Below are 25,976 nucleotides of genomic sequence, written 5' to 3'. Positions count from 1 at the left end.
TCTTTGATTGTGAATGTTGTCATTTTGAAGTTCATGCTGATTTGATAGGTGCTAGAAACATAACATTAAGAACGATTCTTTCTCGGCAAGACTGGGAAAGAACGGGTGCTTTGTCAGTGCGCCCTGATGTGTCGAGCGTTGAAGCTCTCATCGGAACGCCTTTCTAGGTATTCCGAGTTGAGGTGGAGCTTAGATACAAGCCCACGCTTGACCGTTGGTTAGCGCTGGGTTATTGACTTGACGGCTTCCCCACAGTTTCCCAATACAGGCGCTCTTGCTTGATTGTAAGCTTCTGTTCGTTCCCTGACTCTAAAGTTGTACTGCAAGCGAAGTAAATGAAGCCAGCGCTCCATTTTATCAGTTGGCTTCAGCTTGTAAACGTATGCGAGTAGCATAATTAAAGTGAGGGCTCGCGCGAATCGGTTCAGTTTTCGGAACTATTTACAGCAAGCCAAATAATAATTTGCCTTCCTGTAATGTTCCGTCAGGCATAATAGTGTTATGAAGCTTGACATCGGTCAAGTTTGCTCCCCAGAGATTCGCGCCGAACAGATTTGCTTCCGATAAGTTTGCACCGCACAAAGAAGCACCCCTAAGATCGGTACCCGAAAGGTTGGCTTGAGTTAGGTTAGCTTCTACTAATCTTGCTCCACCTAGATTAGCTCTCATTAAATTAGCTCTAACCAAATTAGCACCAATCAGCGATGCTTCAGCCAAGTTACTTTGACTCAAGTCTGCTTCGCTCAAATCTGCTTCGCATAGGGAAGCTGCAAATAAGTTTGCTCGACCTAATTTGACTTTCCACATGAAAGCGCCGCACAGGTTTATTTTTATTAAATCTGCGTCAACTAGGTTCGCTTCAAAAAAGTTGGCTTCGCGACAGTCTGCTTCGCGCAAATTGGCGGCGACTAGGTTGGATCCACTGAAGTTTGACTCGTTTAGGAGCAGGCCGCTAAGATTTGAATTGCTGAGATTAGTGCCGATTAAATTAATCCCTTTTAAATATAGCGATCGCAAATCCATTCCACTCAAGTCTGTGCCGCTGAAATCGCTCCACTTCAGCAGCTTTTCGGTAATTTTTTGCTCGAATGGGCTGGTTTCTAAAATCAAATTTTGCTGCAACATTTCAACTGAACTCACGATATATTTTTGCTCGTCACACTCACTCAGATAGCATCAGAATTATTCCGAGTCTAATTACTTAGCAGGAAGCACAATTTTTCCGCACTTGGATCGCAATCGCTCTGATTAATTTTTCTGGGATGATGGGCTTAGTTAAGTAACCATCTGCGACTAATTCTAGCTCTTTTAGCAGGTCAAAATTAACCGGTTCGCCGGTCAAAAAGATGAAAGGAATCATCGCTGTTTTTGGGTCTTGGCGCAAGGCATTTAACAGGTCATAACCGTTCATTTCAGGCATGTTGATGTCGGAAACGATCGCATCTGGAACCTGTTGCTTGGCTAGCAGCAAACCCATTAAGCCATTTTTAGCCCCAATGCCTTTAAAACCATAGGATTCAAGCAGTTCAAGCAGGCATGTTAAAGTCTCTGAATCATCTTCAATAACCAAAACTTTTTCGTTCCTACAAGTAACTTGACCTGTCCCTATCACTCATTTCTCTCCTAAGTAGCATTAACAAGCCGGTCAAAATTGCGTACCTTTTGAGAGTACACCCCAAACCGGATAGAAATTGGGGAAGGAATCGGGAAGGTTTTGAGAAAAAATCGGGAAGAATTCGGGAAGATGCTCCCAAGCCTGGGAATTTATGCAGAGTAAAAGGCTTGGTGGAGCTTCAGGAGCAGGTGAGCTCCAGGAGCAGATGAGCAGAGGGGGTATATTTTTGGCTTTCTGCCAGACTATAAAGCGATCGCAGACAATGGCTAAAGCAAGCCTTAAGAAAAAAATAAAACTTCTGCGTCAAGTTTAGCATCTATCTTTGGGTAGAGATACTTACTAACTCAAGTTGCTAGTTATGCTAATCGCTAATGGTCAGGATATTACTGAGCTTCTCTCTAGCAATTAGCAATTAGCAATTAGCAATTTGCTAGTTATGCTAATGGCTAATGGCTAATGGCTAATGTCAGGATATTACTGAGCTTCTCTCTAGCAATTAGCAATTAGCAATTAGCAATTTGCTAGTTATGCTAATGGCTAATGGCTAATGGCTAATGGTCAGGATATTACTGAGCTTCTCTCTAGCAATTAGCAATTAGCAATTAGCAATGCCCAAGTTTATAACTACCAACTAGCGTTACTACCCTAAGATAATTGTTTCAAGCGGTATCCCAAGCCGTGAACGGTTTCGATAAAATCATCGGGGGCGGCTACGGATCTAAGTTTTTGGCGTAGGCTTTTAATATGCGCCTTGACGGTTTCCTCTTCCGGCGGATTTTCACTAGACCAGAGGCTATCAATAATAACCGAACGGCTTAATACCCGGCGACCATTGCGGAGTAGAAGTTCTAGCACGCTGTATTCTTTGGGGGTTAAGTGCAGGGGTTGACCGTTATATGTAACTTCGTAGGTAATCGGATCGCAGCGCAAGTGTCCCCACGATAGAGTAGGCGTTGATAGGGTAGTTCCCCGGCGCAGCAAGGCGCGGATGCGAGCGAATAATTCTGGTAGATTAAACGGCTTAACTACATAATCATCTGCTCCGGCGTCTAACCCATTGACTTTATCCGCGCTGGTGTCGCGAGCCGTTAGCATCATAATCGGTAAATGATAGCCGCGATCGCGCAGTCGCCTGCAAAGACTAACCCCGTCGAGTTTGGGTAGGGAGACATCGAGCAAAATCGCGTCGTATGCGATCGCCTGTACTTGTCCCCATGCGGCTTCCCCATCCTTGACCAGATCTACCACATATAGCTGGTCACTCAAAGCTTCAGCTAGCGCCTCCGCCAAACGTATATCATCCTCAACTAGCAAAATCCGCATATTTAACAGGCTAATTTTAAACTTGTCATCCCTCTTAGGGATGAACTACTGATTTATGATTAAATTTTATCGCCCTTAACGAGGTCTGTATATGAAATGGCTGGTCGAGAAAAGAATTATTGCTGGCGGGTTTGGCTTGGCTATCCTTATTTTCGGTGCAGTGAATATAAATTCTTATCAAAATACCACCCAACTTTTTGAAAGACAAAAACGAGTAGAGCAAACCTACGAAGTTCTCCAAGAAATTAAAGATGTGCTGACGACGCTGCGGGATGCCGAAAGAGCGCGACGTGGCTATATTATAACCGGGAAAGAGTTTTATTTGGGAACTTACAACAAGGCTATTCAAGAAATTAACACTAAATTCGACTTGGTGCGACACTCCACCGCCGATAATCCCAATCACCAGTATAAACTCGACCTGATCAAACCTTTAATTGACGAAAGAGTCGCTTTGATTCAAAAATCTGTTGAATTATACAAGCAAAATCCCTCGGACAGGGAAACTCAAATCGAACTGACAGATGAAGGTATCGCCCTCCACGATAGAATCTCGCAAGTTTTTTCCGAAATGGAAGCCGAGGAAAAATTATTATTGCAGCGTCGCACCGCTGATTCAGAAGCGAGTTTCCGAAATACAGTGCTGATGAAGATCGTTGGTTTCGGTATTAGCTTTGGCTTGCTTTTGGCAGTATACTTGCTTCTGCACCGACAAATTAGGAAACGCCAGCAAGCAGAAGAAATTTGGCGCGAAAGCGAACAACGCTATCGAAATCTATTCGAGTTTCATCCACATCCTTTATGGGTTTACGACCAAGAAACTTTAGCTTGTTTAGCGGTGAATGAAGCCGCTATTAAACATTACGGTTATTCCCAGGCTGAATTTTTAGCAATGACCATTAAGGATATTTATCTTGACTCTGATGTGCAAAAATTGACTTGGTCAGCTAAGCTAGCCGGAGTTTGGCAACATCAGAAGCGAGATGGAACCGTTATTGATGTAGAAATATCCTCCCATGAATTAGCCTTCGCGGGAAGACAAGCCAGGCTGATGTTAGCCCTTAATATTACTGAAGAAAAACAAGCACAGGAGGCGATAAAAGTCAGCGAAGAAAAGTTTCGCCAAATCGCAGAAAATATCCACGAAGTTTTTTGGATGATGGATACTAATCTTAACCATTTATTATATGTGAATCCTGCTTATGAAAAAATTTGGGGTCGTGACTGCGAGAGTTTGTACGCAAATCCGAAGTCTTTTCTAGATGGCGTTCATTTGGAAGACAAAGCGCGGGTTATGGAAAATATTGCTGAGAATCTTACCAAAGAATATGAAATAGAATACCGAATTGTGCGACCAGATGGAGCGATTCGTTGGATAAGCGATCGCTGCTTCCCCATCCAAAATTCAGCGGGAGAAGTTTATCGACGAATCGGCGTAGTAAGGGACATCACAGAACGCAAGCGTGCAGAAGAAATTCGCCGCAACTTGGAAAAAGAAAGAGAACTCGGCGAACTCAAACTCCGCTTTTTCTCAATGGCTTCCCACGAATTTCGCACGCCTCTAAGCACGATTTTAATATCCGCGCAATTACTGGAAAATAGCAGTCCAAATTGGACGCCAGAGAAAAAGCTTAAAAACCTCCACCGGATTCAATCCGCTGCTAAAACAATGACGCAGTTGTTAACCGATATTCTCACCCTAACGAGAGCCGAATCTGGAAAATTAGAGTTTAAACCAGAGCGTCTGGATTTGGATAAATTCTGTAGGGATTTAGTCGAAGAAGTTGAGTTGAGTTCTCGCGCGCAACAAAACATCTTTTTTATCAGTCACTGTCCCGGTAAAAATGGTTACCTGGATGAAAAACTACTGCGGTCAATTCTCAGCAACTTGCTTTCAAATGCCGTTAAATACTCCCGCGAGGATAGCCATATTTATTTTACCCTCGATTGCGAATCGGACAAGGTAATTTTTGAGTTCCAAGACCAAGGAATCGGAATTCCAAGCGAAGACCAAGAAAACTTATTTGAATCATTCCACCGGGGTCAAAATGTCGGTGATGTTCCGGGGACGGGGTTGGGTTTAGCAGTTGTCAAAAAGTGCGTAGATTTACACGGAGGTAGCATTACAGTACAAAGTAAAGTTGGGGTTGGCACTACATTTACAGTTACCTTGCCGTTTAAAAATTGTCCCGTGTTAACTGGCGTCATTTAAAAACATCAAAAGCCCCCCTTATCAAGGGGGGTGTGGGGGGATCGGTTTTCTAACAAGCAACTTGTAAAAACATCAAAAGCCCCCCTTATCAAGGGGGGTGTGGGGGGATCGGTTTTCTAACAAGCAACTTGTAAAAACAGAAAAAGCCCCCCTTGTGAAGGGGGGTGTGGGGGGATCGGTTTTATCAATAGCAACTTGTAAAAACAGAAAAAGCCCCCCTTGTGAAGGGGGGTGTGGGGGGATCGGTTTTCTAACAAGCAACTTGTAAAAACAGAAAAAGCCCCCCTTGTGAAGGGGGGTGTGGGGGGATCGGTTTTCTAACAAGCAACGTGTAAAAACATGAAAAGCCCCCCTTGTGAAGGGGGGTTTGGGGGGATCGGTTTTATCAATAGCAACTTGCGCTTTTAAAGGAAAGATTGTAAGCGCTGAATTAGATCTGCTGTTTGCATCACACCTTCAATCCTATCCACAGCTTCACCGTTTTTAAACAGTACCAGCGTTGGCAAAGCATAGATGCGATGATCGACTGCTAGCTGTTCGTATTTATCGGTATCTATTTTCACAATTTTTAACTTTCCTGACATTTGGGCGCTGACTTGTTCTAGAATCTTAGCCATCATCTGACAAGGGCCGCACCAGGTTGCATAAAAGTCTACCAAGACAGGCAAGTCAGAGCTAGTGAGCATGTCTTCAAAGCTGTTGAACTCTTGTTTAGTCGCCATAACACAAAATTGATTCTCGACTATAGCTCGATTCTAATTGTTGGAAAAATTTATTTCTGTTCCTCTGGGTACGGATCGCACTAAGATATTTAGCGCGGTTATTCTACTCGCTTTTTCTCCCAGACTTTTCCAGAGGATTTTTGCATGGAATTATTGCCAGAAAGTCAACAGCGGTTGCGGGGACAGGTAGCTTTGGTTACAGGCGCTTCGCGGGGAATTGGTCGCGCGATCGCCTTCTCCCTCGCTTCCGAAGGCGCAACCGTCGTCGTCAACTACGCCAGTTCCAGTACCGCCGCTGATGCTGTAGTAGCGGAAATTACAGAGGTGGGAGGGAATGCAATCGCTCTGCAAGCCGATGTCTCCAAAGCCGACCAGGTAGACGCCCTCGTCAACGCCACAATGGCAAAATTCAACCGCCTTGACATCCTGGTCAACAACGCAGGTATCACCCGCGACAACCTATTGCTGCGTATGAAGCCAGAAGATTGGCAAGCCGTGATTGACCTCAACCTCACGGGTGTCTTTTTATGCACTCGCGCCGCCAGCAAGATCATGCTCAAGCAAAAATCCGGGCGCATAATCAACATTACTTCGGTTTCCGGATTGATGGGTAACCCCGGTCAAGCCAACTACAGCGCCGCCAAAGCAGGCGTAATCGGATTTACCAAAAGCGTCGCCAAAGAACTCGCCACCAGGGGTATCACCGCCAATGCTGTCGCCCCAGGTTTTATCGTCACCGACATGACCAGCGGGGTCAAAGCCGAAGAAATCCTAAAATTTATTCCCCTGGGACGCTTCGGTCAACCAGAGGAAATTGCCGGGATGGTGCGCTTTCTCGCCGCTGATGCAGCTGCTGCTTATATTACCGGACAAGTATTTAACGTCGATGGCGGCATGGTAATGGCTTGAGGTAATCGGTAATAGGTAATGGAAACCAAAACCAATTACCAATTACCTATTACCCATTACCCATTAATTACCAAGTAATCGATGTAGACATCAATCGGAGAACCCCAATCTACCGTCAACCGAACCTCTACAAAGCCATTTTGCGGATCTACATTGTGGACGGTGTACGGTGCAGCGCCCATATGGCCTTCGGTTGCTTCTACAAAGACATGGGAAGTCTTTGTGATGATGCCCCAATTCAACCGATAAACCCGCGTACCTTTAAACTTACCAAAGTAAGCGCGGTAGGTATAGATGTTATTGGGGTTGACGTACTTCGGCGCGGCTCCTGCTGTTTCCGGTACGGTGATAGTTGTTAATTCGGGAGCTGTTTCTTTAGTTTGCATAATATACCTCTTCCTTTGAGGAGCGAGTTAGTAAAAATTTAGCTAATTGGAGGCGAATTACTTGGTTTTTAAGGCTGGAGCTGTCGAAATATTTTATGGTTCGACTCATCGCTCAAACAATAGCTAAATTTATTGGTAATTTAGTTATAACTAAAAATTACAATTACGTACAGTCGCTTATTAGAGTGACACTTAAATGGGGTAGCTTATTTGAGCTACCTATTACATATGTAATAGGTAATAGGTAATTGGTAATTGGTAATTGGATTAAAAACAGGACTTACGCGCGACGCTCTTAGAAACCGGGTTTCTTGCTGGGATATTGAGTTTCCAAACCGACGATTTTTCAGAGAAACCCGGTTTGTTTGCGTAAGTCCTGGCTAAATCAAATTTAAAACTGCTAGCCAGTTGCAAAAGGCAGCACCCTGCCCTGGTTCTCGCTGGCTTAATCAGGACTTACGCGCATATTCCCGGTTTCTACGAAAAATCGTTGGTTTGGCAACCAGAGATCGACGGTCGAAACCGGGTTTCTGGCAACGCCCTGGCGTAAGTCCTGTTAATCATCCCGTTTTCCTTCTCCTGCGGCAAATCTCCTCCTCCCCCCGTCCTTAGCGTCCCCCCATCCCCTTGTCCTCTTCCCCCTTTCGCCAGAGATTAGCACTCAAGCGTCGAGAGTGCTAAATTAACTAATGGAAGCAATTTAGAAGTCACGTATGGCAAAAATTGTTGCGTTTGATGAAGAATCGCGGCGGGCATTAGAGAGGGGCATCAACGCCCTGGCAGACGCCGTCCGCATTACTTTGGGGCCAAAAGGTCGGAATGTGGTGCTGGAAATGAAATATGGCGCCCCCCAAATCGTCAACGATGGTATCACCATTGCCAGACAAATTGAATTAGAAGATCCTTTAGAAAATACCGGCGCGCAGTTAGTGCGGGAAGTGGCATCCAAGACGAAAGACAATGCTGGGGATGGCACGACGACGGCGACGATCCTGGCGCAAGCGATGATTCGCGAAGGATTGAAGAACGTAGCGGCGGGTGCGAACCCGGTGGCGCTGCGCCACGGGATTGATAAAACCGTTGCGGCGTTGATCAAAGAAATTGAGGCGGTAGCGAAACCTGTGGAAGGGGGTGCAATCGCGCAAGTCGCCACGGTTTCTTCTGGTAACGACGAAGAAGTCGGTGCGATGATTGCCGAAGCAATGGACAAAGTTACCAAAGACGGCGTGATTACCGTTGAAGAGTCCAAGTCCCTCACCACCGAACTCGAAGTCGTCGAGGGGATGCAAATCGATCGCGGCTATCTTTCCCCCTACTTCGTCACCAACAACGATCGGATGACGGTGGAATATGAAGATGTCCGCCTGCTAATTACAGATAAAAAAATTAGCGCCATCCAGGATTTAATCCCCGTCTTGGAAAAAGTCGCCCGCTTAGGCAAACCTTTGTTCATTATTGCCGAAGATATCGATGGGGAAGCCCTAGCGACGCTGGTAGTAAATAAAGCCAGGGGCGTTTTAAGCGTCGCGGCAATTAAAGCACCGAGTTTTGGCGATCGCCGCAAAGCGATGTTGCAAGATATCGCCGTCCTCACAGGCGGACAGCTAATTTCTGAAGAAGTCGGGTTAAGCTTGGATACCGCTACCCTGGAAATGCTGGGAGTTGCCCGCAAAGTCACGATAGATAAAGAAAGCACCATCATCGTCGCCGATGCGGGTTCCAAAGAAGACGTGCAAAAGCGGATCGCTCAAATTCGCAAGCAACTAGCAGAAACCGACTCGGAATACGATAAAGAAAAGCTCGCCGAACGAATCGCCAAACTCGCCGGTGGCGTTGCCGTAATTAAAGTCGGTGCGGCGACGGAAACCGAACTCAAAGACCGCAAATTGCGAATTGAAGACGCCCTCAACGCTACCAAAGCAGCGGTAGATGAAGGCATTGTTCCTGGCGGCGGCGTCACCTTGATTCACCTGACCAAGAAAATCGACGAGATTAAGAATACCCTGGACGACGAAGAAAAACTCGGTGCCGATATCGTCGCGCGCAGTCTCGACGCACCCCTGCGCCAAATTGCCGACAACGCCGGTGCCGAAGGTTCCGTCATCGTCGAACGAGTACGGGAAACCGAGTTCAACGTCGGTTACAACGCCATCACAGGCACATTTGAAGACATGATTGTCGCCGGTATTATCGATCCCGCCAAAGTCGTGCGATTCGCATTGCAGAACGCTGCATCCATCGCCTCGATGGTATTAACCACCGAAGCGCTAGTCGTGGAAAAACCCCAGAAGAAACCCGCAGGCGGTGCCCCCGACATGGGCGGCATGGGCGGCATGGGCGGCATGATGTAATATCATGTCCGTTTGAGTACCCAGAGTTAGGACTGACGCGGGGACGCGGCGACGCGGCGACGCGGTGAGTTGCTCGCTCTCGTTCCCAGGTTCTACCTGGGAATGCAGTCTGGGAGGTTCCCGCCTCCCCCTAAAAAGAAGCTCCCGCCTCCCCCTGGACGAAATAGTTTAATCGAGACATTTTTGGGAATAATAATGAAAGTAGCTTGTCTATCTGGACAAGCTACTTTTTTTATTACCACCTATCTAAAAATTAAACTTTGAGGTCTAAGAATGCTTGTATTTTTTATTCACGGCGTAGCGACGCGGACTGTCCAATATGCCGATGATTTGAAAGTATTACTTAAACAAGAATTTACCACTAGAGGCGAACCCATCCCGCAGTTTCACTCAAGCTTTTGGGGTGATGTTTTAAGCGATGTAGGCAAAATCTGGAACGGGATTCATCAAGATTTACAGATACTCAAGACTGAAGAGCCAAGCGTTGACATTGAAGTAGGTTACTGGAACTGTCCTAAAACTGCTGAATTAATAGCATCTAATATTTTGGGAAATTCTGAGCAATTATCAGGCAATAGCAGCCTTTTAGATCTGGTAATTAGTCGCTGGCAAAAAGTTCGCGGTATAACAAAAGATGCGATGCAATTAAGTCGCCGTACTTTGATGGATGAAACTTTGGTTGAATTAAAGTTAAAAAATGGAAGCGGTATGCTACGCTTCTGCGTAAACCACCTTAAAATATATCACGTTTATGTTTTTGACAGCAAAGGTGTTTGTAAATATGTAGGATATGTAGGTTGGATTGAGGCGGAGCAACTTAAGCAAGAAATAGAATTCATCAAAAATAAATATTTGCAGTAAAAATTAGTTAAAGATGTAGTAAAAACGACAAAACGAGGTAGATTAGCATGATGGAAAGACGATTCGCAGCTTCAGAGTTAGCTCTAGAACCCGAACAAGTAGAAGAGGAAGAAGAGTCAGCAGCTGAGGACTTTGTTGAATACTACGACGAACCGGGGACGATACCGGGGACGCTAGACCTTGAGGAAGATGCGTTACCTCCGACAATTGTGTTAATTGACTACAACGAAACCAAAGCCAGCCGAGTTGTACTTGACTCGCCTCAAGCTTGCGCCCCCTACCTAGATAGCGAGTCGGTTTCTTGGGTGGATGTACTGGGGTTAGGAAACGAAAGCACTTGGCGGCGAATGGAGAAAGTGTTTGATTTACATCCCCTGGTTTTGGAAGATGTGGTCAACGTACCTCAGCGACCTAAAGTAGAAGATCATGAAGATCAACTGGTGATTATTGCGCGGATGGTCATCCCCAAAGAGAAGGGAATTGGCTTCCACAGCGAGCAAGTTAGTTTTGTATTGGGGAAACATTATTTGCTCACGGTGCAGGAAGAACCAGAGCAAGATTGCTTTCAACCCGTGCGCGATCGCATTCGTCACGACAAAGGCATTATCCGCAAGCGAGGTGCAGATTATCTAGCCTACAGCTTGATAGATTCTATCATCGATGGTTATTTCCCCGTCCTGGAAGCCTACGGCGAACAAATCGATCAGCTAGAAGATGAAGTGGTCACCCAACCCACGCGGCGCACTTTAGAAAAAATTTATCAAATTCGCCGAGAATTGCTAGCGCTGCGCCGCGCTATTTGGCCCCAGCGAGATGCGCTCAATTCCTTGATCCGCGATGGCAGCGATTTAATCAGTCCTGACGTGCGAATTTACCTGCGAGACTGCTACGATCACGCCGTTCAAGTGATGGATATTGTCGAGACTTATCGGGAACTCAGTTCGGGTTTGATGGATGTCTACTTATCCTCGATTAGCAACAAAATGAACGAAATCATGAAGTTGCTAACCGTGATTTCGTCTATTTTTATCCCGCTTACGTTTATTGCCGGTGTGTACGGAATGAACTTTAATACGGAAAAATCTCCCTGGAATATGCCAGAACTAAACTGGTATTGGGGCTATCCCCTTTGTTGGGCAGTGATGATACTGACGGCTGCAGGTTTAGTTTTCTTTTTCTGGCGACGTGGCTGGTTTGAGAATTATTCGAAAATTGATAAGGATGATTGACCAAAGAAGCGGAAGGGAGAAACCTGTTCACCAAATTGTTGGTAAAACCCGCCCCTAGATCTCTCACTTGCCCACCCGCACACCTGCTCCGATACAGACTAGACTAGATCCCAGAGAGCAGGCGCAGGTGGTTGCGGACTGGCTTTGTGCCGGTCTGAGGAAAGTCCGGGCTCCCCAAAGACCAAACTTGCTGGGTAACGCCCAGTGCGAGCAATCGCGAGGATAGTGCCACAGAAACATACCGCCGGGAATAGCTAATGGCTAATGGGTAATAGAGAATCGGCAAAAAACACCAATTACCAATTACCAATTACCCATTACCCATTCCCGGTAAGGGTGCAAAGGTGCGGTAAGAGCGCACCAGCAGCGTCGAGAGGCGCTGGCTCGGTAAACCCCGGTTGGGAGCAAGGTCGGAGGGACAAAGGTTGGTCTTTTCCCCGTTCCGTTGTAGGGGCTTGCCCCTAAGAACCGCAAGAGGCGTCTGGTAACAGGCGTCCCAGATAGATAACCGCCCTTTTTGGCTGCACCGCAACCAAAGAGAACAGAACCCGGCTTATGTCCTACTCTCTCTTTTTTTTACAGGTCTTACGCCAAGAAACCGGGTTTCTTAGGCAGAAACCCGGTTTCTTGGCGTTTAATTTTGTCCAAATTAATTATTGTTATTATTCGTTACACAAATTAACTTGTTATAACCATCTTGTATCCGTATTGTCCCGGAAATAAATATATAATAAGTAAAAAAAAATACAACTATCGACGTGAATAAATCTTCCAGATCAACTGAAAGCGCTACGGGTGAAATCAAACGGGTTGGCTAATCCCAACCTTGGGGCTCGCAATCAACTCAAAATTTAGCAACCAAGCGAAAAAGCACACGCTCAATCCAGGCGAAGGGTTTCACCACTCGTACCGGCTTGGTTGTTAAAACGAGAAAATACCTAAGACCTGCTACCCTAAAGCTAGACGTGCAAGCCTCGGTTTTAGCTTGGCAGAAACCTCAAGGATAAAACCAATCAGGGTGACATAATTGTGGAAATATCTTTGTTTGGTATTGCTAGCCAGTATGAAAATTGGCGCAGCGTTCGCACCATCACCACTGCGAACGCGATGAGTAATTTGCTGATTGAGCAAGTACTCAACCACCAACTCGCCGTCTATCTTTTTGTTGGCTTAGAGCGGTTCTCCGAGTTTGTCGCTCAAAAAGAAAAATATACCCGCTTAGGGGCAACGTGCAAGCAAGTTTTAGCATTTGGCGTCCCCGACATGGATCCACCCTTAATTAAAGGGGTAAATTTTATACCAATAGAACCGGGGTCGGTGCTGGAAAGGGAACGATTTGTAGTAGTAAATTCACCCGATTTTTGGGCAGGGATGGTAGCAAGCGAAGTCGAAACCAGCAACGGATTGCCTAGCGAACAGAACTTTGATGGCGGGTGGTTCTACAATCGACAAATGGTAGAGCGACTCTCGCTGTTGGTTTCGCAAGTCGCGGGTCGGGAGTATCAGCCGGTACAAACGCGGAACTACATGGAGCAAAACGCACATATTGCGGAATTGAACCAGCGCCTGTTAGAGCAATTGGAAGCAGCAGAAATAGCAAGTCACCGACGTTCGATGCAGCTTTCAACGTTGCACGAATTTTCTGCCATCCTGTTGCAGCATCAGCCGGTGCCTTGTATATTGCGAGACGCGGTGCGGATTTTATCGACGATATTCGGCGCTAGTAACGCAGCGCTCGCTCTCAATCTGCAAGGCGATCAGTTCATGATTTTTTCCTTGGATGGTAAGCTCAGTACCGGGAATCAGCGCATGTCATCTTTAGGACAAGGTGCCAGCGGTCAAGCCCTCAATCAAAGTAAATTAATCTCGGTTACCGACGCGGTGCAAACTGGTCAAAAAGACCTCCTGATGCCGGAAGCGGTGAGCCTTGTATCAGCACCGATTCAAGGGCGTCGCCGCGTTTATGGCGTCGTCACCGTAGGTAGTAAAACGCCTGACGCATGGAATGAAGAAGACGGTAAAACAGTGATGGCGATTGCAACTGGACTAGCAGTTATCATCGAGCAAAAGGCTCAAGTCAGCGGCGATATCGTCCTGCAACTGCGTCGCGCAAGACTTCTAGAACAAATGCTAACCAAGCTACGCAAGCCAATGGCAAGGTTGCTGTACTTGCAGCAAAGATTACAGGACCAAACCCATCTGTTACCGATGCAACAAGAACTGATGGCAGAGGTCGAGGGGCTGTACACTGAAGTAGCCAAAACAATTTGGGAACCCAACGATCCGCCTGACTTCAATGACTCTCCGATATCCCCGCCGCCAAAACCAACTGGAAGTCTTAGTTCAAAAACTCGGACTTCCTGAAACAGCAAAAGTAAAGTGGCAACTTTTGGACTTGGCGCTGACTCATCCTACATTCTCCCCCGAAGCAAACTACGAACAACTGGAATTTGTGGGAGATGCAGTCGTGCGGTTGGCTGCTTCGCAATTTTTATGGGAAACTTATCCTAACTCTTCGGTAGGGGAGTTTTCCGAAATCAGGGCGAATTTGGTCAGCGATCGCACGCTGTCACAAATTGCAGAAAGTTACGGCTTAGAGCGATACCTACTAATGGATAAAAGTGCCGCCTTTGACGCCGCCGGACGGGAATCGCGTCTAGCAGACGCCTTAGAAGCCGTCTTGGGCGCGCTTTTCCTCAGCACCCACACCTTAGAATTAGTCCGCCCCTGGTTAGATTCTCACTTCCAGTCATTAGCCGCACAAATTCGCACAGATCCAGCTTTGCAGAACTATAAAGCCGCGCTTCAGGAATTCACCCAAAGCGCTTACAAAGTTTTGCCAGAATATGAAGTGACAGAATTAAAGCCGATGCGGGGGAGTTCCATCATGTTCGCAGCCGTTGTTAAAATCTTGGGAAAACCCTGGGGAGAAGGAACGGGAGGATCGAAAAAAGCTGCCGAACAAGCCGCCGCTAAACAAGCTTTTGAACAAGTAAAAGCTAATAGCTAATAGCTAATGGCTCATGGCTAATGGCTAGCCGTTACAATTAGCAATTAGCAATTAGCAATTACCAATTACCAATTACCAATGACCATAAAAATCGCTGTATTGGGGGCTGGACGTTGGGGGGTACACTTAGTGCGAAACTTTTTGGCACATCCCCAAGCAACTTTGGTAGCCGTGGTAGACTCAAACGAGAATCGGTTAGCAGATTTGCGTGGGCGCTTTGAGTTAAACGATACCGTAGTTCTGACAACCGACTGGGGAACGGTGCGACAATTACCCGGACTCGATGCGGTAGCGATAGCCACTCCAGCTTCCACCCACTACGGTTTAATCGCCGACGCCCTGGGGCAAGGTTACCACGTTTTCACCGAAAAACCTTTAACCCTAGACCCCGCCGAATGCATCGAACTGTGTCGATTAGCCGAAAAACAGCAGCGTCAACTCTTCGTTGACCACACCTATTTATTCCATCCAGCTGTAGAGCGAGGCAAAACTGTTCTGGAAACGGGTATATTAGGAGACTTGCGCTATGGCTATGCCACCCGGACTAACTTAGGTCCCGTGCGCTACGATGTTGACGCGTTGTGGGATTTAGCAATTCACGATATCGCCATTTTCAACACTTGGCTGGGTGAAATTCCGATTCAAGTGCAAGCTACAGGTAGAGTTTGGCTGCAAGAAAATAAAAGCAATCCTCCCATCCAAAATTTACACGATTTAGTCTGGGTCACCCTGACTTACAAAAGCGGCTTTCAAGCTACGATTCACCTATGTTGGCTCAACCCCGATAAACAGCGGCGTCTTGCAGTAGTAGGGAGCAACGGTACTTTAATTTTTGACGAAATGTCTGGCGATGCGCCTTTAACAATTCAGCACGGAAATTTTGAAATTAGAGGCGACCAATTTATTCCAATTAATCAACGCAGCGAAGTGTTAAACCTCGAACTAACAGAACCCCTTAAACAAGTTTGCGCTCGCTTCCTCTCGAGTGTGATGCAAAACAAACCTGACTCGATTTCCTCTGGTTGGAACGGTACTCAACTCGTTCAAATTCTCACCGCTTTAACCGCATCCCTCAATCAAGAAGGCATCCCGGTTAAAGTCAATAACATACAATAGACTTCTCCATAAAATAAAATAAATGTAGGGTGCTATCTTCGGCGGAGTACGGCACCGCAACCACTAGATAAAATTAAACTTTGGCAAACAGCGAGGAAAAATAAATTATTTAAGCCAAAATCTAAAATATAAAATCGATTGACCGAATCCACAATATATGGGAAAATAAGAACAAAGCAGTTGACAGTCAGCAGTTGATAAATGATTCGCTTAATTGTGAGTTTAGTAATAAGCATTATGCTGGTATGGGGAATGCCTGGGCTCGCCCAAGCTCAAACACCCCCCACAATTACAGAAGCAGAATTGCAAGCAGGGGATGCCTTGGCACAGAAAGCCTTCGATGCAACGGAGAAAGGCGATTTTGCCACAGCAGAAACATACTGGACGCAGTTAATAGAAAAATTTCCCACGAATCCGGCAGTTTGGAGTAACCGGGGAAATTCGAGAGTGAGTCAGAATAAATTGTCAGATGCGATCGCAGACTTCAATCAATCGATAGAACTCGCCCCCAACGCTGCCGATCCTTATCTGAATCGCGGTGCGGCGTTGGAAGGATTGGGACGATTTTCAGAAGCAATTGCCGACTATAATCGCGTTTTGGAAATCAATCCCAACGATGCAATGGCATATAATAACCGGGGGAATGCAAGCGCGGGGTTAGGGAAGTGGGAGGAGGCGATCGCCGATTACCAAAAAGCAACAGAAATCGCCCCTAACTTTGCCTTTGCTAAAGCCAACTATGCCCTGGCATTGTACCAAACGGGTCAAACCCAAGAGGCGATTCGCACGTTGAAAAATATTGCCCGCAAATATAGCATGTTCCCCGATGTGCGTGCTGCTCTCACCGCTGCACTTTGGGTAGAAGGAAAGCACGGGGAAGCAGAAAGTAACTGGGTTGCTGCTGTCGGACTCGACTCGCGTTATAAAGACCTAGATTGGGTAAAAAACATCCGCCGTTGGCCTCCTAATATGGTAGCAGCATTGGAGAAATTTCTCAAATTGCAATAGTTTGGTAATGGGTAATTGGGAATGGGTAATTGGTAATGGTAGCTCGATTTTCAGACTGTTCAGAACAGTCATGTCGTCATCGACGCAGATAATTGTAACGGCAACTTGCATAATTGTGCTAAAGCAGAGCGAATCGTTCCAATTAATTCATGAGAATTCCAAGGTTTTCGCAAGCATTGATAAAGGTTGGCATCCTTTTTGGCACGGGATACAGCTTCTTCATCAGCTTGTCCGGTCAGCATAATTTTGACAATGTTTGGATATTTTTCGTGTACCCGAATCAAAAATTCATCTCCTTTCATTCCTGGCATTAGCCAATCTGAGACAATCAAAAGAATGCGGATTTCATTTTCATGGAATTCTTCAATTATTTCTAATGCTTCATCCGGGCATTCTGCAAATTCATATATATAGTTATCCTCAAATGCATTTTGAAGTTCTATGGACAAACTTTTTAAGACGATTGCTTCATCATCGACGCATAAAATTACTGCTTATGACATATTTTTACCTGCTAATAGTTAGGATTCTTGGTTGTTATCTGTCTATTGTATGACTTACGCGCGACGATGCTAGAAACCCGGTTTCTAATATTGGTAAAGATCCGGTAAACGTAGTCTTACCCGGTACAGACTGCACGGAGATTTGGCCCCCATGTTTTTCCAGAATCTTCCGGACAATATCTAAACCCAAACCGCTGCCTTCTCCAGCAGGTTTAGTGGTAAAGAAAGGCTGAAATATTTTGGGCGTTAATAAGACCTCGACCCAAAAATCTTCCCCATCTAGGCGGCGATGCATCCATTCAAACCGATGACTGCCTCGTTCAAAAGCAATAGCAATCAATGCGTTTGCTTTCTCAAAAGAGTCTCGACCATCCGGTTGATTCTGCGGGGAAAGCTGAGAGGGATGTAGGGAAAGAAACTGTTTTTTATCGGCGCAACGCATCATCGCGACAGCGGCGGAGTTGCAGTCGATAAAAACTTCTCCATCTAACAGCAGAATGGCATCCCCAGATTGCTCGTAAAGTTGTCGAAAACGAGCTTCTGATTGCTGAAGTTCTTGAGTGCGTTCGGCAACTTGTTGTTCTAAGGTGCGATTGTATTCTGCTAGTAACTTCTCGCTTTCCTTAACTTGGGCGTATAGTTGTGCGTTAGATATGGAGATTGCTGCTTGGGTAGATAGGACTTTTAAGAGTTCCAATCTGTCAGGAGTAAATGCTCCGGAAATTAGATTGTTTTCTAAATAAAGTAGAGCGATCGCTTTTGCTTGATGTTGAATTGGCAGGCACAAAATTGATTTGGGTTGCTGTTGAATAATGTAGGGATCGGCAGCAAAGTTAGTTTCGCTAGTAGCATCATTAATGACTAAAGTTGCCGATGTGCGCCAAACATAATTGATCAGGGTAATGGGAATGTCTTGAGAGTTAACAATGGGAGTAGATTGTAGGTTGCAACCTTGAGCGATCGCACATTGATCTGCGATCGCTAATGCATCTCCCTCTAGCCAAATCAAAGCGCCTTTATTCGCTGCGGCATTCTCAATCATTACTTGCATCAACGTAGAGAGCAAGCGATCGAGATCAATTTCTCCTGAAAGCAATTGAGAAGCTTTAATTACCGTTTCCAAATCCAGAATTTCTGACACATCTGAACTGGTGGATGCGATTGATCCGATGGTCATTTGGGTAATTGTTTCGCTCGGATTTATGCTCTTTTTCTGATTCAGAATCGGAGCGAGTAATTGGGGATAGCGCTTTTCTATATCTTCAACTTTAGCTTTAGCACCCCAACAGGCATAGGCATAGTAAGCATCAGTTAAATAGACTTGGGCAATCTTTTCTTTACCCCAAACAAGATAGAATTTAGCAGCAAGTTCATAAGCTAATGCTTTTTCGTTGATGTATTTGTTTTCTTTGGCGAGTTCAATGGCGCGATCGTAACAGTCCATTGCCTCAATATTTTCCCCCAGAACCCGATGTGTTTCGGCAGCAACTAAATAAAATTTATGCAAATAATTGGCTGGACTATAACCAGACCATTTTTTCATTTTTTCCTGATTGTTAGCTACCTTCACAAGAATATCATCTGGCTCAGACTTTGAACTATCTTTGTATACAGCTAACTTGACTATAGAATCGTAAAAATAAAACAGAGGAACATTCAGAGTTGCAGTCACTCCATTTAAATACTGTTCTGCTAGGGCGATAAATTTAGCAGCCTCCTCGAAATCCCCAAATAAATAATAAATCAGACTTTTGTTAAAATACAAATAATAAATTGCTGTTTTATCCTTGAGTTTTAGATGCAGTGGCAGCATCTTCTCTTCGTTGTAACTATCGCCAATCAGCAGGCAAGGGTTAACGCACTTACCTAATAAATTTTCGACAAATTGTTGATAAACTTGATGATAATTTAATGCTGTTTCTTGCTTAAGATGACCGATGGCTTCAGTGTATGTTGCCATCTCTTGCTCTAGAGAAATCAATTCCTTTCCAGTGAAAAAGGAATCGAGGCAGTACACTGATCCACAATAGGCAGCATATTCTACATCTCCGATTTCCAATCCATGTTGATAGGCTGCTTGTAAAGGTTGTAATGTTTGACTAAGATGCTCTTGCCAATGGATGACGAAACTATAAACGATTTGCATCGTTCTAGTTTTAACTTCTTTAGCATTTGCCCGATTTAGCAGACCCAGAGCAAGTTTACCAACCTGATAGCCTGACTCAATATCTCCCACAATTCCACAGAGAATTAGTGCATAGGTAGCATAAGCAAAAGCAGACCCCGAATCATTCCCATGTTGAAGTGATAAATTAACCTGTTTACACACAATCAGTGGAAACATTTCTGGAATGGCTTGAAACGCAGCAGAAAATACACTCGATAGGATTTTCATCGCTGCTAACTTGTCAGGGTCTGTCATTTGAGGCAAGTCAATTAAGTCTTCGATTCGCTTCCCACTCAAATTTGACTTTGTTTCCTCCAGTGCTAGCTGAACGTCTAAATCGCTGGGTTTTTGGGGAAACTCCACTCCCAATAATTTCAGAATCGGTAAGGCGATATTGACGGCTTCTAGCTGCTGGTTAAGTGCCATACAAGCTTGAATTTTGACTTGATAAACTTTCACCTTGTTCAGAAGATTTGTGGCTTGTTTGATTACAATATCAGTTTATTCCTCCATCTGCTGAAAGTTGCCGTTAAAAAACGCCACTTCTGCGGCTTCGTTATACAGTGATAATGTCAGTTCATACTGGGTCTGCCAACTAGAAGCAGCTAGAAGTTCTAAACCTGTAGTCAAATATCTGAGAGCAGCTGCATAAGCTGTAGACGCTTTAGCTTTGCGTCCAGCGATTAAATTTAATTGAGCTAGTTCATCTTTCTCACTCTGATGGGTAATTAACTCTGTGCCAATATTCAGTTGGTTGACAATATCAAAAATTATCTCTTCTATTTCTGCTTTAGGGGTATTGCTTAACAGCAGTTGCCCAATTTTTAAGTGAGTTAACTGTTTCTGTGCTTCCGGAATTAAAAAATATGCGGCTTGCTGTACTCGGTCATGTAAAAATTTGTAGGTAACCGATAAATCAGCAGCTTGTACAACTTCAACTGATTCAGAGTCCTGAAAGAACTTGTATACTTCAGTGCTGGGAATCACCAATCCTTCTTGCAAAGCTTTCCATAGGTCAGCCGCCGTTTCTGCTTGAGATTTTTCATAGACAATTGCCAGCGTTGCTAAGTCAAATTGGTTGCCTATACAAGCTGCGAGTTTCAAAACCTCCTGAGTATTTACAGGCAGCTTTTGTAGCTGAATCGCCATAAATTCAACTACATCATCAGTCAAAGACAGCGCCCTAACTTGGGCAATATCGCACTGCCAATAGCCGCAACTAAAATCAAATGAGATTAACCCATCTTCATGCAGGGATTTGAGAAATTGCGTCGCAAAAAAAGGATTACCTTTGGTTTTAGCGAACACCAGTTCTGTCAAAGGAACTGCTCGTTCTGATGGACAACTTAGGGGATCGGCAATCAGGCGATTCAGGGCAGGTTGGTCTAGGGGTGCTAAAGTAATTTGGTTGACTGTTGCTGACTCTTTGCGAATCTCATCCAAGGTTAGCATGAGGGGATGGGCAGGGAAAACTTCGTTATCCCGATATGCTCCGATTAACAACAGATAGCGGGTATCCGTCTCGCTCATCAACAATTGTATCAGCTTCAATGAAGCCGAATCTGCCCACTGCAAGTCATCCAAGAATATCGCTAAAGGATGCTCTTTTGTGGCGAACAAACGGATAAACTTACCAAACAGCAAATTGAAGCGATGCGCGGCATTTCCTTCTAATTCTGGGACTTTTGGCTGCTTGCCAATCAGGTGTTCTAATTCTGGGATGACATCAATAATGACTTGACCATTCTCACCCAAAGCCTTTAATATCTTGGCTTGCCATTTCTGCACTTCGGTGGCGCTTTCAGTGAGTAATTGCCGCATCAAATTCTGAAATGCTTGCACCCAAGCTGAGAAGGGAATATCGCGTTTGAATTGGTCAAATTTCCCTTTGATGAAGTAACCCCGTTGGCGCACAATGGGTTTGTGAACTTCATTGACGATAGCGGTTTTGCCAATCCCAGAAAATCCTGCAACTAAGACGATCCCCCCCTTAGCAGGGGGGGATCGCTCCCCAATGCCAAGGGGGGGCAGGGGGGATCAAAGGCATTTAATAATGTAGCAACTTCGGTTTCTCTGCCGTAGAGTTTTTCAGGAATGAGGAAGCGATCGCATATATCCCTCTCGCCTAAAATAAATGGGTCAATCCTGCCATTCTCTTGCCACTTCTGCCAGCAAATTTCCAGGTCAGATCGCAGTCCAAAAGCACTCTGATATCGCGATTGGGCGGTTTTTGACATTAATTTCATTACAATATCAGAAACCACTTGAGGAATCCCTGGATTTATTTCTATTGGTTGCTGAGGAATTTTAGCTATATGACAGTGAACTAACTCCATCGCATCGGTAGCATTAAATGGCAGTTTTCCGGTTAGTAATTCGTAGAACGTCACTCCCAGCGAATAGAAGTCCGTGCGATAATCCAGACAGCGATTCATCCTGCCGGTTTGTTCCGGGGAAATATACGCTAACGTTCCTTCTAAAACCTTAATATTAGCTATTCCGCTGTTTTCTTTAGGCAATAATGAGGCAATGCCGAAGTCAATCAGTTTTACCTGCTTCGTTTCTGGGTTAATCAGAATATTACTGGGCTTAATATCTTTGTGAATGATTCGCTCTGCATATAGTCCTGACAAAATTTTAGCAATCTCGAGCGCTATCGGCATAAATTCATCAACCGATAAGTTATTCTCTGACTGTTTTGCCCCCAAATTAGCAATATAATCTGATAGGGAAACATCACCAGAGTCTTCCATCACTAGCAAGTAACCATTGCCATATTTTTCCAAGGCTAAAGGTTTCACAATTCCTGGTATGTCCAGGTTTTTGGCAATCGCGTACTGATTGCGAAATTGTACCAGTTCGTTGAATGTGGGATACTCGTTTTTAAGCAGTTTCAGGATGACGGGTTTTTGGTCGCGATCGCGCATCCCTCGATAAACTAATGTTCTTGTTCCTTGATGAATTTTCTTCAGGATGCGATATCCAGCCACAGTTACAATATTGTCTGTCATGTTTCCTTACCTACACCACAGTCAAGGTAATAGTTTTCTAAGATCGATATTGTTTTGTCGCTTAGCCTGCACCCGTAGCAAATAAAAAACGCGCTAAAAAAAATTTGTTAAATTTCTACCACTATCTCAAAATAGAGATTCTGATATTGCTGTTTTATTATATGTATAATTATCTCGCCAAATCAACAAAGTTTTATCTAGCGAGCTTTTTTACTGGGGAAAATCCGGATGCGAGAACAAATGAACTATCTACGCTTGGGGAAAAACACGGGGTAACAAGAAAATTATCCGTATTTTCCACAGGTTTGTGAGCGATCGCTGCCAGTTAGACGATAGATTAAAGCACGAGAATGTCAACGAAACAACAGGTAAAAATCTATAAATCTAAACCAAGCAATCCGTAAATTCTCGCTGGGGTCAATTCCTGCACATTGCCCAAAACTATAGCAGCACCCGCTTGTTGCAGAGTGGCAGTATAGGCATCCCGCCGTAGAGGTATTTCCAGAACGTGGGGCGGTAAAATTCCCACAGCAATCCAGGTGCGGTTATCTTGCAAGTTACGCGCCTTTTCCACCACGTACATATCCGCCACCGTGTCACCTACGTAAACCACCGGACATTGCATATTGACAGGATGATTTTGATCTTGTTGTGGCATGGGCGTCTCTTGGACTTGTGGCATGGGCGTCTCGCCCGTCGCTGGGACTTGTGGCATGGGCGTCTCGCCCGTCGGTTGAATTACTGGGGCGGGCAAGATGCCCACCCCACAAGAATCATCCCTTGACTGTGCAACCCCAATCACCGACGTCCCTTCCTCCAATTGACGCACAGTAGCAAACAAACCTGTAGGATCGGGTTTTCCCGGTGCATCTTCCATTGCAACTAACACGGGCGAGTTTAAACCGAGTCGTGATAGAACGTAGATCGCTTCGTCGCGGGGTGCGCCGCTAAAAAACCCCCAGCGAATACCCGCATTCGTCAGTTGTTCTAAATAACTTGGTTGCAACAGTAACGGTTCGGAACAGATATAACCATCCCAATTTGCACCGCGATACCGGGATTGGAAAAAATCGACCATAGTGTCGTAATTGAGGGAAATCTGCGTTCTTTGCCGTCCCTGCGCCTCAAAATAACGATAAACTAGCTCTTGCGACGCTTCCCAGTCATTATTCCAGATACCTTCCGACTTGAGGCGGTCGAGGTCTTCCACCGTAGGACGAAAAGCGTTATTGGTAAAATGTTCTACCGTATCCGCGATCGCTCTGCGATAAGACCCTCCCACATCGCGCACGACGCCATCAATATCAAAAACCACAATCGGGGTCATTTGTTCCTTCCCTGTTTTAATCAACCGGCAATAGATACGATATAATAATAAGGTTGTAGAGTTGGAAAAAATCTGGGATAAACCCGGAGGTGTGCTTGTCGAAGTTCATTTTAAAGGTTCTCTGGCTAGAGAAGGATGTTGCGATCGCGGTTGACCAAGTAGTAGGTAAAGGAACCAGTCCTTTGACTAAATACTTTTTCTGGCCTCGAAATGATGCGTGGGAAGAGTTAAAAAATGAGCTGGAGTCCAAGCACTGGATTTCCGATATCGACCGCGTCGAAATGCTCAATAAAGCGACCGAAGTGATTGACTACTGGCAAGAGGAAGGCAAGCGCCGTCCCATGTCAGAAGCGCAATCTAAATTCCCAGAAGTGGCATTTACCGGCAGCAACTAAGCATCGCGCCGCCACAATTTGATAGTTTTATCCTTGCTGCCACTGGCAATAATTTGTCCGTTAGGGCTAACGGCAACAGTGGAAACCGCGTCTGAATGCCCAGCAAGGGTATCAATTTCTTTGCCAGTACTAACCTGCCAAAGTTTGACAGTTTTATCCCAACTGCCGCTAATCAAAGTCTCCCCATCCGCAGAAAAAACAACCGCCACTACAGACCAAGAGTGACCCAAAATCGTGCGAATTTCTTGCCCGGTTTTGAAGTCCCACAATTTAATTGTGTTATCACCGCTACCCGTGGCAAGAATATCCCCCTTGGGACTAAAAGCAACCGAAAAAACAGGCCAAGAATGCCCCGACAAAATTTGATGCGTCAATAATTCCCTATTTTGCCAATTCCACAACCGTACCGTTCTGTCAAAACTGGCACTAGCTAGATAACGACCATCAGGGCTAAAACTTACCGAAGTCACCTGCAATTGATGTCCAGCGATCGTGCAGATGGCCTTTTTTGCCTCCAAATCCCATAATTTAATCGTTTTATCCCAACTCCCACTAGCTAAGATCGGCACCTCGCCTCCTCTGATATCGCCGGAGAGGGGAGAAACTAACAATCCCGATACAGACGGATTTGATATTACTAGGGAGGGATCGAACTGCCCCCCCTTAGCAAGGGGGGGTTGGGGGGGGATCGGACTGAATATAACCGATTTAACAGGGCGGGAATGTTCGGATAAAGTACAAATTTCTTGATAAGTTTGTAAATCCCACAACTTAATCGTTTTATCATCGCTACCCGAAGCGAGAACAGTGCCATCCGGACTAAAAGCAACAGATTGAACGAAATTTGTATGCCCGAAGAGAGTTGCTATTACTTCCCCCGTTTCTATATGCCACAAGCGAATAGTTTTATCATCGCTACCGCTAGCTAAAATCTTACCATCGGGACTAATAGCAACGCAATTCACCCCTGAAAATAAACCCCTATGTCCAGTGAGAGTTCGCAGACATAGGGAATTTGAGATTTGAGATTTGAGATTTGAGATTTGAGTTTTTTTTCCCATTACTCTCAAGACTTCATCTGCCGATTGAAAGCGAAGCTGGGGGTCATTTTGTAGGAGTTTATCTAGGATGTGGGAGAAGCGATCGCTTATTTTATCCTGCAAATATTCTCCCCATATCCCTGGCGACAAATTAAACGGAGAAACCCCAGTAAACAGATAAAAACAACACACCCCCAAACTATAAAGATCGCTAGCAAAAACCGCCTTTCCCCGCAATTGTTCCGGCGCCACATATTCCGCACTCCCCATACCATTTCCAAAACCGACCAAGACAAACTTCCCTGACTTGTTTTCAACTCGAATAATATTTTCTGGTTTAATATCCCCATGAATAACATTATTGTCGTGAATCAACTTCAAAACGGGTAACAGATTATTCAACAAATTCCAAACTTGCGCCTCATTAAAAACGCCTTCTAACTCAACTACCTTAGCCAAATTAATCCCATCAACAAACTCTTGTACCAAATAAAAACTTCCATCTGCTTCAAAAAAATCTAACAGCGCCGGAATTTGCTGATGCTTGCCTAATTCCTTGAGTTTCCCTGCCAATATAGTTAGATCTATTTTTGCTTTATTTTCATCACAAAGCTGTTTAATAACACAACTTGAAGGCGGAGATTGAACTTCATCCACAGCGAGGAAAGTTTTACCAAATCCCCCTTCAGCAATTAATTGAGTGATGCGGTAACGATTTTTGAGCAGCATTACTCCCTCTATCTCTTCCTTCCTCTTCCCTCTGCGTCCTCTGCGTCCTCTGCGGTTCATTT

22 protein-coding genes and 1 other RNA gene are annotated in these 25,976 nt (G+C 45.1%); 11 read left to right on the top strand and 12 right to left on the bottom strand.

Going from position 1 to position 25,976, the window contains the following annotated elements:
* Positions 1–218: 218 nt before the first annotated feature.
* The 4 genes from ACE1CM_RS05600 to ACE1CM_RS05585 all read right to left on the bottom strand — a co-directional run bounded on the left by ACE1CM_RS05600 (position 219) and on the right by ACE1CM_RS05585 (position 2,938).
* Positions 219–395 (bottom strand): helix-turn-helix domain-containing protein, encoded by a 177-nt coding sequence (locus tag ACE1CM_RS05600; RefSeq protein WP_374876417.1) that lies wholly within the window; start codon positions 393–395, stop codon positions 219–221.
* A gap of 46 nt (positions 396–441) precedes the next feature.
* Positions 442–1,140, bottom strand: a complete 699-nt coding sequence (locus ACE1CM_RS05595) for a pentapeptide repeat-containing protein (protein ID WP_374876416.1) — start codon at positions 1,138–1,140, stop codon at positions 442–444.
* Between the two features lie 61 nt (positions 1,141–1,201).
* Positions 1,202–1,612, bottom strand: a complete 411-nt coding sequence (locus ACE1CM_RS05590; RefSeq protein ID WP_374876415.1) for a PleD family two-component system response regulator — start codon at positions 1,610–1,612, stop codon at positions 1,202–1,204.
* A 648-nt stretch (positions 1,613–2,260) separates the two neighbouring features.
* Positions 2,261–2,938: a response regulator transcription factor gene (locus tag ACE1CM_RS05585; protein WP_374876414.1), complete on the bottom strand. Its 678-nt coding sequence runs from the start codon at positions 2,936–2,938 to the stop codon at positions 2,261–2,263.
* Between the two features lie 91 nt (positions 2,939–3,029).
* On the opposite strand from ACE1CM_RS05585, the gene ACE1CM_RS05580 reads away from it, so the two are divergent.
* Positions 3,030–5,150 carry a PAS domain S-box protein gene (locus ACE1CM_RS05580; protein WP_374876413.1) on the top strand — a complete coding sequence of 707 codons (2,121 nt, stop codon included), beginning with the start codon at positions 3,030–3,032 and terminating at the stop codon, positions 5,148–5,150.
* Positions 5,151–5,554: 404 nt separating this feature from the next.
* Here ACE1CM_RS05580 and trxA read toward each other — a convergent pair whose 3' ends face one another.
* A complete protein-coding gene (gene trxA / locus ACE1CM_RS05575) occupies positions 5,555–5,872 on the bottom strand; it encodes a thioredoxin (protein ID WP_374876412.1) in 318 nt (105 codons plus the stop codon).
* A gap of 144 nt (positions 5,873–6,016) precedes the next feature.
* Between trxA and fabG the strand changes: the two genes are divergently transcribed.
* A complete protein-coding gene (gene fabG / locus ACE1CM_RS05570; protein ID WP_374876411.1) occupies positions 6,017–6,781 on the top strand; it encodes a 3-oxoacyl-[acyl-carrier-protein] reductase in 765 nt (254 codons plus the stop codon).
* A gap of 56 nt (positions 6,782–6,837) precedes the next feature.
* On the opposite strand, the gene ACE1CM_RS05565 is transcribed toward fabG, so the two are convergent.
* Positions 6,838–7,167 (bottom strand): hypothetical protein, encoded by a 330-nt coding sequence (locus ACE1CM_RS05565; RefSeq protein ID WP_374876410.1) that lies wholly within the window; start codon positions 7,165–7,167, stop codon positions 6,838–6,840.
* Positions 7,168–7,880: 713 nt separating this feature from the next.
* On the opposite strand from ACE1CM_RS05565, the gene groL reads away from it, so the two are divergent.
* The 8 genes from groL (at position 7,881) to ACE1CM_RS05525 (ending at position 16,742) form a co-directional block, all read left to right on the top strand.
* On the top strand, positions 7,881–9,518 hold the full coding sequence (groL, locus tag ACE1CM_RS05560) for a chaperonin GroEL (RefSeq protein WP_374876409.1): 1,638 nt from the start codon (positions 7,881–7,883) through the stop codon (positions 9,516–9,518).
* A 273-nt stretch (positions 9,519–9,791) separates the two neighbouring features.
* A complete protein-coding gene (locus ACE1CM_RS05555) occupies positions 9,792–10,379 on the top strand; it encodes a hypothetical protein (protein WP_374876408.1) in 588 nt (195 codons plus the stop codon).
* A gap of 47 nt (positions 10,380–10,426) precedes the next feature.
* The gene (corA, locus tag ACE1CM_RS05550) at positions 10,427–11,608 is read left to right on the top strand and encodes a magnesium/cobalt transporter CorA (protein ID WP_374876407.1); all 1,182 of its coding nucleotides are present in this window, start codon (positions 10,427–10,429) and stop codon (positions 11,606–11,608) included.
* A gap of 113 nt (positions 11,609–11,721) precedes the next feature.
* An RNA gene (rnpB, locus tag ACE1CM_RS05545) (RNase P RNA component class A) lies at positions 11,722–12,180 on the top strand.
* A 457-nt stretch (positions 12,181–12,637) separates the two neighbouring features.
* Complete coding sequence (locus ACE1CM_RS05540) at positions 12,638–13,972, top strand: GAF domain-containing protein (protein ID WP_374876406.1); 1,335 nt, start codon at positions 12,638–12,640, stop codon at positions 13,970–13,972.
* Positions 13,905–14,618 (top strand): ribonuclease III, encoded by a 714-nt coding sequence (gene rnc, locus ACE1CM_RS05535; protein WP_374876405.1) that lies wholly within the window; start codon positions 13,905–13,907, stop codon positions 14,616–14,618. Before ACE1CM_RS05540 ends, rnc begins: the two co-directional genes overlap by 68 nt.
* 78 nt (positions 14,619–14,696) lie before the next feature.
* On the top strand, positions 14,697–15,734 hold the full coding sequence (locus ACE1CM_RS05530; protein ID WP_374876404.1) for a Gfo/Idh/MocA family protein: 1,038 nt from the start codon (positions 14,697–14,699) through the stop codon (positions 15,732–15,734).
* A 201-nt stretch (positions 15,735–15,935) separates the two neighbouring features.
* Positions 15,936–16,742 carry a tetratricopeptide repeat protein gene (locus ACE1CM_RS05525; RefSeq protein WP_374876403.1) on the top strand — a complete coding sequence of 269 codons (807 nt, stop codon included), beginning with the start codon at positions 15,936–15,938 and terminating at the stop codon, positions 16,740–16,742.
* Positions 16,743–16,810: 68 nt separating this feature from the next.
* On the opposite strand, the gene ACE1CM_RS05520 is transcribed toward ACE1CM_RS05525, so the two are convergent.
* The 5 genes from ACE1CM_RS05520 to ACE1CM_RS05500 form a co-directional block, all read right to left on the bottom strand.
* Positions 16,811–17,230: a response regulator gene (locus ACE1CM_RS05520; RefSeq protein ID WP_374876420.1), complete on the bottom strand. Its 420-nt coding sequence runs from the start codon at positions 17,228–17,230 to the stop codon at positions 16,811–16,813.
* A 49-nt stretch (positions 17,231–17,279) separates the two neighbouring features.
* Positions 17,280–19,871, bottom strand: coding sequence for a GAF domain-containing protein (locus ACE1CM_RS05515; protein ID WP_374876402.1), 2,592 nt, complete (start codon positions 19,869–19,871; stop codon positions 17,280–17,282).
* Between the two features lie 42 nt (positions 19,872–19,913).
* Complete coding sequence (locus ACE1CM_RS05510) at positions 19,914–21,353, bottom strand: AAA family ATPase (RefSeq protein WP_374876419.1); 1,440 nt, start codon at positions 21,351–21,353, stop codon at positions 19,914–19,916.
* 32 nt (positions 21,354–21,385) lie between these two features.
* Positions 21,386–22,423, bottom strand: a complete 1,038-nt coding sequence (locus ACE1CM_RS05505; protein ID WP_374876401.1) for a serine/threonine protein kinase — start codon at positions 22,421–22,423, stop codon at positions 21,386–21,388.
* A 376-nt stretch (positions 22,424–22,799) separates the two neighbouring features.
* A complete protein-coding gene (locus ACE1CM_RS05500) occupies positions 22,800–23,750 on the bottom strand; it encodes a TIGR01548 family HAD-type hydrolase (protein ID WP_374876400.1) in 951 nt (316 codons plus the stop codon).
* 89 nt (positions 23,751–23,839) lie between these two features.
* Here ACE1CM_RS05500 and ACE1CM_RS05495 point away from each other — a divergent pair, with 89 nt between their 5' ends.
* Positions 23,840–24,145 carry a 30S ribosomal protein PSRP-3 gene (locus tag ACE1CM_RS05495; protein ID WP_374876399.1) on the top strand — a complete coding sequence of 102 codons (306 nt, stop codon included), beginning with the start codon at positions 23,840–23,842 and terminating at the stop codon, positions 24,143–24,145.
* Here the strand turns inward: ACE1CM_RS05495 and ACE1CM_RS05490 are convergent.
* Positions 24,142–25,974, bottom strand: coding sequence for a protein kinase (locus tag ACE1CM_RS05490; RefSeq protein ID WP_374876398.1), 1,833 nt, complete (start codon positions 25,972–25,974; stop codon positions 24,142–24,144). The genes ACE1CM_RS05495 and ACE1CM_RS05490 overlap by 4 nt on opposite strands.
* Positions 25,975–25,976: the final 2 nt, after the last annotated feature.

This window comes from Microseira sp. BLCC-F43, assembly GCF_041929235.1.
Lineage (GTDB): Bacteria > Cyanobacteriota > Cyanobacteriia > Cyanobacteriales > Aerosakkonemataceae > Microseira.
Note: the sequence above shows the minus strand (reverse complement) of the source record. Positions and strands in the feature narration are given on the sequence as shown.